This is a genomic window from Nitrospira sp. KM1 (assembly GCF_011405515.1).
GTDB lineage: Bacteria > Nitrospirota > Nitrospiria > Nitrospirales > Nitrospiraceae > Nitrospira_C.
On sequence record NZ_AP022671.1, the window covers coordinates 2617914 to 2630121 of the forward strand.

The 12208-nt window shown below is 54.7% G+C and carries 16 protein-coding genes; 13 read left to right on the plus strand and 3 right to left on the minus strand.

What is annotated here, in order from left to right; genetic code table 11:
• Nucleotides 1–72 precede the first annotated feature (72 nt).
• The 5 genes from W02_RS12170 to W02_RS12185 all read left to right on the plus strand — a co-directional run bounded on the left by W02_RS12170 (nucleotide 73) and on the right by W02_RS12185 (nucleotide 2412).
• Nucleotides 73–282, plus strand: coding sequence for a rubredoxin (locus tag W02_RS12170; protein WP_173048057.1), 210 nt, complete (start codon nucleotides 73–75; stop codon nucleotides 280–282).
• Between the two features lie 20 nt (nucleotides 283–302).
• On the plus strand, nucleotides 303–1052 hold the full coding sequence (locus W02_RS12175; protein WP_173048059.1) for a pirin family protein: 750 nt from the start codon (nucleotides 303–305) through the stop codon (nucleotides 1050–1052).
• Nucleotides 1053–1192: 140 nt separating this feature from the next.
• A complete protein-coding gene (locus tag W02_RS21300) occupies nucleotides 1193–1504 on the plus strand; it encodes a hypothetical protein (RefSeq protein ID WP_197742006.1) in 312 nt (103 codons plus the stop codon).
• Complete coding sequence (locus W02_RS21305; protein WP_197742007.1) at nucleotides 1473–1646, plus strand: hypothetical protein; 174 nt, start codon at nucleotides 1473–1475, stop codon at nucleotides 1644–1646. Before W02_RS21300 ends, W02_RS21305 begins: the two co-directional genes overlap by 32 nt.
• A gap of 340 nt (nucleotides 1647–1986) precedes the next feature.
• Nucleotides 1987–2412 carry a hypothetical protein gene (locus W02_RS12185; protein WP_173048061.1) on the plus strand — a complete coding sequence of 142 codons (426 nt, stop codon included), beginning with the start codon at nucleotides 1987–1989 and terminating at the stop codon, nucleotides 2410–2412.
• A gap of 1212 nt (nucleotides 2413–3624) precedes the next feature.
• Here W02_RS12185 and W02_RS12190 read toward each other — a convergent pair.
• From W02_RS12190 to W02_RS12200, 3 genes are all read right to left on the minus strand, one after another.
• Nucleotides 3625–4368 carry an HAD family hydrolase gene (locus tag W02_RS12190; protein WP_173048063.1) on the minus strand — a complete coding sequence of 248 codons (744 nt, stop codon included), beginning with the start codon at nucleotides 4366–4368 and terminating at the stop codon, nucleotides 3625–3627.
• The gene (locus tag W02_RS12195) at nucleotides 4369–5382 is read right to left on the minus strand and encodes a phosphotransferase (RefSeq protein WP_173048065.1); all 1014 of its coding nucleotides are present in this window, start codon (nucleotides 5380–5382) and stop codon (nucleotides 4369–4371) included.
• A gap of 468 nt (nucleotides 5383–5850) precedes the next feature.
• A complete protein-coding gene (locus tag W02_RS12200) occupies nucleotides 5851–6273 on the minus strand; it encodes a response regulator (RefSeq protein ID WP_173048067.1) in 423 nt (140 codons plus the stop codon).
• A 547-nt stretch (nucleotides 6274–6820) separates the two neighbouring features.
• Between W02_RS12200 and W02_RS12205 the strand changes: the two genes are divergently transcribed.
• The 8 genes from W02_RS12205 (at nucleotide 6821) to W02_RS12240 (ending at nucleotide 12190) form a co-directional block, all read left to right on the plus strand.
• Nucleotides 6821–7183, plus strand: coding sequence for a response regulator (locus W02_RS12205; protein ID WP_173048069.1), 363 nt, complete (start codon nucleotides 6821–6823; stop codon nucleotides 7181–7183).
• 123 nt (nucleotides 7184–7306) lie between these two features.
• Nucleotides 7307–8386 carry a hypothetical protein gene (locus W02_RS12210; RefSeq protein WP_173048071.1) on the plus strand — a complete coding sequence of 360 codons (1080 nt, stop codon included), beginning with the start codon at nucleotides 7307–7309 and terminating at the stop codon, nucleotides 8384–8386.
• A 115-nt stretch (nucleotides 8387–8501) separates the two neighbouring features.
• Complete coding sequence (locus W02_RS12215) at nucleotides 8502–8903, plus strand: cupin domain-containing protein (protein ID WP_173051468.1); 402 nt, start codon at nucleotides 8502–8504, stop codon at nucleotides 8901–8903.
• Between the two features lie 108 nt (nucleotides 8904–9011).
• Entirely contained in the window at nucleotides 9012–9332 is a 321-nt protein-coding gene (locus tag W02_RS12220; protein WP_173048073.1) for a hypothetical protein, read from the plus strand.
• Nucleotides 9333–9789: 457 nt separating this feature from the next.
• Nucleotides 9790–10332 carry a hypothetical protein gene (locus W02_RS12225; RefSeq protein WP_173048075.1) on the plus strand — a complete coding sequence of 181 codons (543 nt, stop codon included), beginning with the start codon at nucleotides 9790–9792 and terminating at the stop codon, nucleotides 10330–10332.
• 6 nt (nucleotides 10333–10338) lie between these two features.
• On the plus strand, nucleotides 10339–10671 hold the full coding sequence (locus W02_RS12230) for an FAD-binding domain-containing protein (protein WP_173048077.1): 333 nt from the start codon (nucleotides 10339–10341) through the stop codon (nucleotides 10669–10671).
• A complete protein-coding gene (locus W02_RS12235; RefSeq protein ID WP_173048079.1) occupies nucleotides 10668–11645 on the plus strand; it encodes a DUF523 and DUF1722 domain-containing protein in 978 nt (325 codons plus the stop codon). Before W02_RS12230 ends, W02_RS12235 begins: the two co-directional genes overlap by 4 nt.
• 29 nt (nucleotides 11646–11674) lie before the next feature.
• Nucleotides 11675–12190 carry a sirohydrochlorin chelatase gene (locus W02_RS12240; protein WP_173048081.1) on the plus strand — a complete coding sequence of 172 codons (516 nt, stop codon included), beginning with the start codon at nucleotides 11675–11677 and terminating at the stop codon, nucleotides 12188–12190.
• Nucleotides 12191–12208: the final 18 nt, after the last annotated feature.

The following is a 12208-nucleotide window of genomic DNA, read 5'->3' on the forward strand; positions in this document are numbered from 1 at the left end:
GTACCTTGGCGAGTCACTTCATAGTTCGGCGACGAAGGGGGGCGGATTCGTCACTAGCCTGAAGGAAATTACGTGGCGGACGTACCATTCAAGAGATACCTCTGTCTAGGATGCGGGTTCCACTACGACGAGGCTCTGGGGTTGCCAGAATTTGGAATCACCCCGGGCACACGCTGGGCAGACATCCCTGACGACTGGGTTTGCCCCGACTGCGGCACTCCCAAGCGCCTCTTCGAGATGGTTGAGATCGACTATGCCGAGGGGCAGCCTAAGGGACATTGAAGACTGACTTGGAAACCGCCGTGTCGAAATCATTCGTACTACGCGCTGCCGACCGCGGGCACGACCGCATTCCTTCCACTGGACCCAACTCGTCGTACGTCTCTGGACACCCGGAGTCGTTCATCATCCGCGATTCGAGCTTCAACTTCCACGAATACCAGGACGGACGACACGGCTTCGGCCGGATGCGGGTCTTCGGCGACGAGGTATTTCACGGGATGGGGTGCGGATATAACATGCATCCCCATCACAATTTCATCATCTGCGCCGTCGTTCTCAAGGGGTGCCTCATACACATCAACACGCTGGGTGATATCGACCAGCTCGGGCCAGGCGATTACTACGCATTTTCGGCTGGCTCGGGAGGGAAACACACCGAACTGAGCATCGGCGACGAGGACATGCACGCTATCTATCTCTGGTTCATCCCTGGCAAACTCTCGCTGCCGCCCACGTACGCTCGCGCCCACTTCGACTCGATCACCCGGCGAAACCAGATCACGCAACTGGTGGGAGACGCCAACGGTGCACTGCCGGTTGAACAGGACATCCGCATCTCACGCTTAGCCGGTGACAGACCAGCCGACTACATCTATACGCCGCGGTCGAGTGGGCACGGGGTGTACGTCTTCGTGATCGACGGGGAATTGCAGTGCCAGGGCGAAACGCTCGGCTGGCGCGACAGCATTGGGGCGTGGGGCCAGTCGTCGCTCGCTTGCCGGACGGGGCACGGTGGCGCGGATGTGCTGCTCGTCGAAACAATTATGTAATCGATCCCCGCACGGGAGGGTTTCTATGCCGATCATGCAAGTGCAGTATCCCGCTGGCGGCCTGAACAAATCAGCGAAAGTGGATCTTGTGAAGAGACTGACCGAGGTGCTCATCGCGATGGAGGGAGGAGCCAACACGCATGGTGGTCGCGCCTTCGCCTGGGTGCTGTTCACAGAGGTTCCGGCCGGCGACTGGTGGATTGGGGGGCAGTTGCGAAGACGAGTTCGTGTCGCCACCTGGCAAATTCCTCGTTCACGTCACCGTGCCCGAGGGGTATCTGAACGGTTCCCACAAGACGGAAATTCATGCAGCCATCAACCAGGCCGTCCTCGAAGCGACAGCGGTGGCTGCGCCTGCGGGCATTCCCCCGGCCACGGAAGCGAGCGTCCTGGTGGTAATCGACGAAGTTCCGGAGGGGAATGGGGTGCCGGCGGGAAGACCATCTCGTTGAATCGATCGCCGAGGTCGTCGGCCTTTCGAAGGACGGAGTTCGCTATGCGTGGGTGCGGGCATACTTCGCAGCGAAGGCGCGACAGTACGCGGCTGCCGGTTACCCCGAAGACACCGGCTCACTCCTTCCGACTCGCGTGTAGGTCAGCTGAGAAGATTTTTGAGCATGGCACGGAAGGCCTATTCAGCAAATGGGCAAAGGCTGAAGGAGGTTTGAAGGGTCTTTCTTGAATGCAAGATAGTGAGCAGGATCCAAGAAAATAAATGCGGGTCGTAAACGCCGAAAATTGGGATCATGGCAAGTCGCGACTCCATCTCCATCCGTCCAAAGCAGCTTCTGTGGTGTGAGCTAAGATCTGCAAACTGTGCTAGTTACGAAGGTGGGAAGCCGCTGATATTAACTTTGTGCGCAAATTGCATTGACAGAGTAAACAGCGTTCGACTAGAGCTATAGCTAGTTTTCCCCTCACTATGGGAGGTCCCATGCCGGAACCGTTTTTCAATATTCCGAAAACGATAGTTCGTCGAGACGCATCGCTCATGGGTGGAGGAAACAATCCGAGCGAAGAATTGACTCTGATCGATCTCGGAACGACATCGTTTGTGCTGCAAATGGCGAGTGTCATGATCATGGAAGATGAACCGCAAGAGAATCTCCTTGCCTTCATGGTCGTGCGGAGCCCTAACCCTAACATCCCGCCAGGTCCGCCGGAAATCATTCAGAGTCTCAGTATCCCTGTAGTGCAGAGCGGGCATTTGAAAGGGAACGGAGCCGGTACGTATGTGGGCATCGTGCAAGGCCCGATACCTCTTAAGTCTGGCGAGAAGCTTTGCTTCCAGGTGCAACGGAAAGTGGGGCCGGGCACATACGCCTTTCACGCTCAGGCATGGGGATTCGCAACGAAATGAGAAGCGATTTCCGGCGACCGCGAAAGTCAGACGGTAGGTAACGCCAGACTGGCAATCACATGCAATAACGATAAAAACGTAGGAGAACTTGCAGCCGCATCAAGCAGTACGGTCATTCGGCCTTATTCACGCTAGTGCCTGCCCCCCTGCCATAATGCTCTTGTTCTCTGTTGCTGCAGGGCATATAAAGGCTTCCGAGGTGAATCATGCGTAATGTCGCGCGGATCATCGTTGGACCGATAAACACAGACGGTCTCGACTTGCGGGTGGTGGAACTTTCGGACGGTTCGGGACGCGTTGAGGTTTGGAACGGAATTTTGTGGGTTCCCGCCGGTGGCAACCGACCTGTTACGCCCACAATCCCTGTCCACCTGCAGGTTCCTGCCTCGTTGGAAATTCACTAGCTGCCGGTCAACCCAGCCTCCGCTCTCTGTCTGCTAGGACTTGGACTGCTCTTCGCTTTTTTTGAGCTGTCTGACGTCTGCAAGAGGTATGGGCGCTCCCAACCTTCGTGTCACAAGTATTGTCTCACTGAAATCTTGTACAATGCCATACCAGTGATCGGTATGTATTGTGGGTGATGTCGATTCCTCGCCAGCCACGAGAATAGACATGAGTTGGGTGTGATATGATGCGCATACACGTTTGGTGTCATAGATGGCCCGCTTTGGAAATATGAACATGATCGTTCGTTCTGTTCTCAGTATTCTGAGCCTTGCGAACGTACTAATGTTGACATCTTGCGTTTCTTTGTCTGGGACACCCGGATCTCTCAATCGCTGTCCCTCTGCTGCCCCCAAGCAGCTTGTTGGTGCAGGTCACAATACCTTGCATGTGGAATATCAGGAGCCGGAGACCCAAGTGAACGGGATGCCGCTCAGAACACTGAGTTTTACGACCATTTATTACGACTTAGGATCTGGCGCTGTTGAATATGCAAAACATAACGCCACAGACGTTGGGGGAAAAGGAAAAGTGAGTCGAGACATTGTTATTCCGATCTCTGCCGGAAAGCAAACTGAAGTACGCGTGTGTGTGACAGCTACCAACTCCGTGGGAGAAGGAGCCCCATCCTTCTAGCGCGCTCTTTATAGAATGTCGATTTATCCAAGAGTTTCCCCGCTGCAGTGATACCAAAGAACCTCCAACGCAGCCAGCTCGATGGATCGGATGCGAAAACGCTATCCAACGATCCAGATTACCCATTACGCATTATTGTCCCTCAAAGAAGCGGACGGCGTTCAGCAATTCAGGGAAATTGTAAATAATATAATCTGGGTTGACCCCTTCCTTCTCCTGCAGACCCTGGTTTGATCGGATAAAAACGGTCTTGATTCCCACGCGTTGGGCGCCATAGACATCTCGATACATGTCGTTTCCGACATACAACACTTCGGAGCTCTTCAAGTTGATGGCAGAGAGGACGTTTCGGAACAATTGCTGATGGGGTTTTCTGAAACCTACGTCCCCGGAGACGATTATGGGATCGAAGTACCGCAAGAGACCTACGGCGTGCAGCTCCGGTACAGCATAGGGTGTCTGAGCATCAGTAATCACGGCGAGCTGGTATGTTTGATGGAGTTGAGCAATTGTATCCATCACTCCAGGATACAATTCCAATCGAAAGCGTGACGCTGCCCGGTAGGTCTCTGCCAGATACAAGGGCAAATGCTCAAGTTTCTGCTTCGGCAGTCGTCGTGAAAAATCCGATGAATACAGACTGATGATGTCCTGAAAGATTTCGACGACATTGAACTCGGGGTGCCGCTGTTGCGACGCATCGCGCTGTTCCTTCATTTTCCGAAAAAATGTGTCTCTCAACCTGGCAGGGTCGAGCGCAATGCCCTGATATGACAGCACGTTGCTTACGATCCGGTACACATCTTCGAGCCCTTCATCTGTTCTGATATCCACGAGCGTCCCGTTGACGTCGAATATCAGACCTTTGACGATCATTTACAAACCTCTCCTCCAGCACTCCTTGGCTTCGTTGATCAAGCGCCTGCGATAATCGTGATCGACCCATGCATTGCGTGCGATACGCAAAAGCGTCATGCCCATATAAAACGGGACGCGGCCGGTCATGGATCGAAATGCGCCCTCGCGGTCGGGGAAATGGCAGGCATATTCCCATAGGAAATGTCCTATGAATGGTTCTGCGGCATGCCTGTCATGCGTCATGTGCATGAAGAAATGCTTCAATTCTCCCGCGATGCGCCCGGTGTCAAACACCCGATCTGCATGCTTCCCCCGCTCGAGGTCGAACGTGATCACGTGCAAATGCTCTCCGAAGGCAAAGTTTTCCGGCGTGGCGTCCCCATGCACGAACACCTGGTTGTCCTGCCACATTTTAGGTTGACGACTCCACTGGTCCCGGAGCCAGCGCAATTCGCCGCACTCCTCGTTCCCGACGGCTCCGATCTTGTGCAGGCTATGGATGAGGCGATCGACATAGCGACAATCTTGATGGAAGTCGACCCTGGCGCTGACAGCTGTCCGATTGTGGAACGTGGAGAGAAAATACGCGAGCGCGGTCAGCTTGGAATACAGCTTGGGAGAACGCCCGTCTCGAATCGATTCACGAATCACGTCACTGAGCAGTTCTCCGCCCGTATGCTCGGTCACCAGTAGCGCGTTCATGGAATAGTAGCGCCCCAACGGTTTGACGACCTGGTGGGGATAGCCGGTCAGCCCTTGTTCCCGCATCATACACAAATGGTCGAACTCATGCGTGAGTCGTATGGCCGCCTTCTCCTGGTTCGGATTGCCCGACGAAAGGAAAAACTTGCCGATCACCTGCGTGCCTGTCGAACGCTCTTCATACAGATACACATCATTCGATCCATTGAGTTTGAACACACGGTAGGTAGCGGAGCCGGAAGTTCCCGTCAGTTGTGGCTGGACGTGGTGCTGAAGATAATCATGCAACGGATCGTGGTGCGGAAGACGCCCGACGTAGGTTTTGCGCATGGCTCAAAAGACCTGGTCGACAGTTGCGATCGGACAGCGCGTGTCACCGAGTAATCCGGAGATACGAAGGTCATTCTCACACCCGAACCCCGCTTACACAAATGCCGGCCGTTGTTGAGAAGAGGATGGATCATCCCATGCTGTGGGCGCCATATTTTCTCAGTGCGTCCATGGGAGGTGACGATTGAGACGTGTTGTGTAAGGCGAAACAAGAGCGGTACAGTTGAGGCAGGTCTTAGCCAAGCGGTGAACGGATGAATACAACTCAAGCGGCGGAACTGCGGGTGAAATGGAAGGAACGGCGTGAGATGGCCATGTGTGAGCATCTCAATCTAGAATTGGAATGGACGGACAATGGTTTTCGGACGGGATTCTATGACTGCATTGTGTGTGGAGAACATGTCGTCCGTCAGCCCAGGCCGAAGGAGGGACACGCTCAAGAAAGCTGATGTTGAGGTGGGGGCTCCCTCATAACGGTCGATCTCTTCGAATTGATTTGACGGCGGCGATGGCCTCCCGGAGCGCTTGGTCCAGGTCTTCCACGGAAGTCAATGCTTTTACCAAACAGACGTATGCACCGGACCTCATGGCAAGGTCGGCGAGCGTGAGGAAAATTTTGCGTGTCAGCACGACCACGGCGATGTCAGGGTGATGGGGACGTGGAAGGACCCGAGCCAACAGCTCCAAGCCTGTCATATCAGGCAGATCCAGTTCGAGAATGATGCAATCAAACGAGTGGGCCTGCAGTAATTGAAGAGCCGTCTGGCCGCTTTCAGCTTCTACGACATGATAGTCGGCTGAGGTTAACGTCAACTGCCGCCGCCAGTACGGGCGGTCATCATCGTTGCTGTCGATGATGAGCACGTTGATGCGCCCATGTGAGCCCTCCATACTTTCACCTTGGTCCAGATTCCTTTTCTGAGTCAACGTAAGGCCCAATTTTCTCAGTAAGTGTGACAAATGACCCCAAACACGAAATCGACGAGCCGTACCGGGAACGGTGAGACTCACTCTTGTGAGTCGACATACTTCCTCATGTAAAATTTCGTGGTTCCGTGCCGAGTGCGAACTATGAGCTTCGATTTCTGAGCGCCGATCGCCGCCGAGAGCCACGGCCAACTCCTACATAACCTTCCGTCCTTCGGTGGCCTTCGAGCGGCGGCTCTCCGAAACGATCAACACTCGGGCGTGACGGCTTGGCATGAACCGTCTGGCCCGAACAGTTTTCTTGCGGGGAACCAACGCCTGAGCATTGATCATATTCCCTCGTCTCGAAGACGCCCGCTCGCCTTCCCACCATAGCCATGTGCATTATCCCGTCCGGGATCGGTCCGAGAGCGCCATGATCCGGGATGCAAGTCTCAAATCAATCTTCTCCTTGTGAATCTCCTCGTTTTCAGTATCCTCAGTGATGTTGCGTCGTGCACGACGGGAGATTATGGCATCAATCCTCATCATCGATGACGAACCCGCGGTTCGGCTGCTCTTGCGGACCGTGCTGGAACAATCAGGTTATGACGTGCGGGAAGCCCAGAGCGGTCGAGAAGGTCTCGCTTCCTATAGAGAACAGACCGCCGATCTAGTGATCACGGACATTCTGATGCCTGATCTGAGTGGCCTGGATACGATCATTGAGCTGACGAGAGAATTTCTCAACGTAAAAGTCATCGCCATTACGGGCGTGCTAGGTGAGCCGCAGATGCTCGAAAGGGCAAGACTGCTGGGCGCCCGTCACATGCTCACCAAGCCTTTCAGTGTTCCGGAACTCCTCAGCGCCGTGCGTGACGAGTTGGAACACTAACCGGAACCGAACTCACCATCCAGGAACAGTCGATGATCCCCGCCGACGTTTTGTGGGTGGCACAAACGAGCGCGCTCGGCGTATGCTTGACCAGCTGGATAAATCCTGGGGGTCTATCTGCGCATGCGGAGCCCGGTTGGACTGGATACCATCATCAACATACGTTGGATGCTCATTATTATTCTTGGGTGTGCCATGCTCGTCGGAAGAGCAGAGGACGGCGTACCCCACTCTCCCGCCGGCTCGTCAGAGGATCAGCATTCTCATGGGTTCGTAGGGAATCGGTTTGTCGCTTCATCAGCAGGGAAGAATCCGTCGACCCAGCCGACTGGCGCAGGGAAACTGCTGCTTCGCTGCGTTTCTCCACTTGGTTGCCGCGTCAGTATAGACGGAGAGCCCTTTGCAACGATTCCACCGAATGCAGCCAGGAAAGCTGCTCTCGATTTTGGAGAACACCTGATCGAGACTGATTCAGACACTCCCGCCCTTGGAGCCATTGCCTCTCATTCGACCGTCGTGAATAGCTCGCAACAACGACTATATGAAATCGCCCCGCGACCTCCAACGTGGGCACAGGTCGCAACTGCCGTGGAAGGAAGGGCAGTCCTGGCGCATACAAAAGCCGGGGCGAGAGGTTTTGACCGGGACAAGAAGGAATGGACCGGCATCGGAGCCTCTCACGAGATCAACGGGATCTCAGATGTGTGCTCGGGGTTTCTCAACCGATTCGTCTTGGCGGACGTGGAGAAGGTTGGGTCGATGTTCATCCTCCCGGAGCTGCTGGATGTCAGCAGTTCCGGCGGGAAACCAATCGAGATCAAGCCACGAGATTGCTCGAAACAGGTAAAGCAGAATCTGCATCATCATGGATTGGAGCAAGCGGAGAGCGAGGGATGGCTGACGGTAAGGACGCAGAGTCTCACCGGGATGCATGACAAGAATGGAGAGAGCGTACTGGTCGGTCAATCGACGTCTGCCTATCCCTCCGATATCTTTTCACTCGTGGCCAGCGACGTGCGCGTCAGGGGGGGGAGAGCATTGAGGCCGGGCAAATTGGATGATTGCCCCAGGGGTGAGAACCTGGCTCCCTTCTTCATTGGCGAAGTATTGGGATATCTCTTAACGGCAAACGTAGGCCTGTATGTGGATACTGAAAAACTTGAGGAATTCGACAGCACAGTTCGGGTCTTATGGTGTCGATAGGTAGCGGAAGGTTGCACCCTCTGGTCTGATGAGACGGGAATTGATACTATGTTAAGCATTCCGCGCACCGGATGAGGGGTGCGGGTCCGGAAGAAACGGAGGAGTGTCTATCATGATGAAAAGCTATGTGGTCCAACTCGAAGAAGCGACGATTGAGAACAAGAACTTCCGCCATGTACTGTTTACCGCACACCATTCACAATTGGTCCTCATGAGTTTGAAACCCGGAGAGGAAATTGGAGAGGAAGTCCACGATCTCGATCAGTTCATCCGGTTTGAGTCGGGCACGGGTATGGTCGTCCTGGACGGACAGCAGCAGCCTGTCGGAGACGGATTTGCGGTGATCATCCCAAAAGGCACAAAGCACAACGTGTTCAATACCTCAAAGACCGAGCATCTGAAGCTCTACACTGTGTACAGTCCGCCCGATCACAAACTTGGAACTATTCACAAGACCAAGCAGGATGCGGATAGGGACTCTCAGGATCACTTCGACGGCCGGACCGACGTCCAATAATGATCGATGCGCAAGCATCGGGTGCCGAGGACGAGCATCGTGAAATCGAGCCTGCGTCGAAGGTGGACACGCCACCAACGCTGTAGGAGGTCATCCATGATGTGCGGTATGCGAATCGTTGTCGTTCTGCTCCTTGCCGTGCTTCCGACAGTCGTTCCGGCCCAAACTCCCGATGGCGTTCCTTCAAACGCTGCTACGGTTGTGAAAGGAGATGTATTGTATTGGGAAGGAGAGGAACTGGTCGTGAGAGAATTTTCAGGCCATGAAGTTCGGCTGCGCGTGGCGGCTGATACCAAGATCGTCGGAGCGGCAGGAAAACTCAAGACGGGCGACAAGATTGAAGCGTTGACCAAGTCAGATGGTCACACTACTTCAATCACGCTCCAAATTCCAGGCGGCGCATCCCCCGCTCCGCCCGTCCCTCAGTAGGCTTCTTTGCCGGGTGGACCCGATAGCCTGAAAATTTCGATTCAAACCCCGCGATTGACGATTCCTGCCGCACGCAACTCTGGGCAGTAAGAAGATGATTCGAAAGCGAGACCGTGAGATGGCCGTAACGGGTTGAGAGATCCTGAAGAAGTTCGATTCGACCCTCTACGTTACAGCTTCTTGTCGTGCAGGTACTTGGTCGGTCGTCCCTGGCTTCCCGTTTCTGCCATTGCGCTCAGTAGCCTTGGGAGAACCTGGGACGCTCATGACTATCGGACAACGGGTCTATCTCCCAAAAGCACTCTCAGGGAGATCTTGTGTTCAACTACCAGAATGTAGAGGCTGCGCTGCAAAGCATTTTTCAACTGCCAATTGAATCTCATCAGCATGCGATTGATGATTGAGGGTGATGTCCACAGATGCGCGGTGTCGTGGAACGACTAAAGTGTACCGACGAATGGGAATGAGATTTACCACGAGAGTATTGTTAGCCGTCGCCGAGTGGGCACTCGGTCTTGCCCTTGTCCTTGTTCTCCCTCAGACCGTCCATCACGCCTCTGCTGCGACTGGACAGGACAACGAAAAGATTGAACTCTATATGATCGCAGGCGACTACCGTCGTGCACTGGAAACGTGCCAGCGGGGTCTGGACGAGACCCCGTCCGTGTCGGGGTATGTTCGCTTGATCTATGTCTATCATGCCATTGATGCATATCTTGAGCACCTTTCGCGTGAGGAGCAATGGACTGCCGTCGAACAGCTGTATCTCAACCTCGCCCATCGAGCCACCGAGGAACTGGTTGACCCTCCCGGAGGCTTGGCTCGCATGGCAAAAGAAATGATTCAGACAGGTGTTCGCCAACAATCGGACGTCGCGGCAGCCATGGCAAACAGACTGAACAAAACAGAAACTGATCGTCTCTGGTTAGAGCAGGCACGGTGGCGTGACGCTCATCCGAGTGGATGGTGGAAAAGCCTGCCGTCGGATTGGATGCGGTAGACCCCCATGAGTGACGTCGCCGCGAACAACGGCAACTGGCAATGGTGCGCCTCCACCGGCACTGACGCCATGCGCGGGTACCGTATTTTCAACCCCGTCTTGCAAAGCAAGAAATTCGATCCGGACGGTAGCTACATTAAGCGGTATGTGCCAGAACTCGTCTCGCTTCCTGAGCGGTTCATTCATGAACCTCATATGATGAGCACGCAAGAACAGACTCGATTCGCTTGCCGTCTCGGCATAGACTATCCTGAGCCTGTGGTAGATCATCAGCAGGCCCGACACGAATATTTATCGCTGGCCGAATCGTCCCGAGCGGAAGCACGCGGATCCTCATGACAAGCACAGGCCTAAGCGAGTCTCATCCCTTACCGATTCGCATTGGCGTCAGCCGGTGCCTTTTGGGGGAACAGGTCAGATACGACGGCGGTCACAAACGGGATCGCTTCGTCACCGACGTGTTGAGCCGTCACGTCGAATGGGTGCCGATTTGTCCTGAGGTTGAAGCGGGCATGACCACGCCCCGTGAGCCCATGCGCCTGGAAGGCGATGTGCTGCACCCGGAGCTTATTACAATTAAGACCGGCAGGAACATGACCAGGCAGCTTGCTGACTATACAGAGCGAAAACTTGGCTCTCTGGCAGGCGATGGGCTCTCGGGGTATATTTTCAAGAAAGATTCTCCGAGCTGTGGTGTCACACGGGTACGCGTATTCGATCGTCATGGTCTGCCGATCCGTTCCGGCGTCGGACTCTTCGCACGGGCGTTTACCAAACAGTATCCTCTTGTCCCGGTAGAAGATGAAGGCCGTCTGTCCGATCCGGCCATCCGTGACAATTTCATTGAGCGAGTCTGTTCGTATTATCGGTTCCAGAGATTGGGACAGGGCGGACTCACCCGTGAGAAGATCGTTCGATTTCATACGATTCACAAGTACCTGGTACTGGCGCATAGCCGCGGTCATTACCAGACGTTGGGACGACTTGTGGCTCACGCCCACGTGTATAGATCTGCACAGCTCTACGAGCGCTACGGCCCGTTGTTCATGCAGGCCCTATCGGTAAAAACGACCCTACGAAAGCACGTCAACGTTCTTCAACACATCGTGGGCCACCTCAAAGACCGCCTCCAAGCGGATGAACGGCAGGAGCTCGATGCGGTGATCCGCGAATATCATCAGGGTTTCGTGCCGCTCGTTGTGCCCATCACGTTGCTTCAACATTACGCGGGCGTGTATGACGTCTCTTATCTTCGAGAGCAGGTCTATCTCACTCCCTACCCAAAGGAGCTCAAGCTTAGAAATTACGTGTAGGCTGTTGAACAGGCGCGATGAAAGGAGTCATGATGGCAGGAGTGGTTCGTGGCGTCGTGTTGGTAGGTCATGGAGGCATTCCGAAGGACTGCCCTCCGGAATTAGTGACGAGATTAAAGCGTTTGGAGGGGCAGCGGCGCGCGGCCAACCTGCCTCCTTCTTCGGAAGAATTGGAACTAGATACCAAGATTCGTCGATGGCCCAGGACGGCACAGACGGATCCTTACCGGTCCGGCCTCGAAGCTGTGGCGTCGGCGTTGCGGCCGCAGCTCAACGGCGTACTGTTTGCCTTGGCGTACAATGAATTTTGTGCTCCGACGCTGGAGGAGGCGGTCGATGACCTTGTTGCGCAAGGCGCGACGCATATCACCGTCGCTACGACGATGTTCACTCCTGGAGGATCCCATTCGGAAGTCGAAATTCCAGAAATTCTTGATGCGTTACGCACGCGTCACCCCGGGGTCAATTTGCGATATGCCTGGCCATATGATTTGAACTTGGTCGCCGCGCTTCTGAGACAACAAACCAACAAGTTCCTCGCGTAGAGGTCTGTCGTCCTGCTG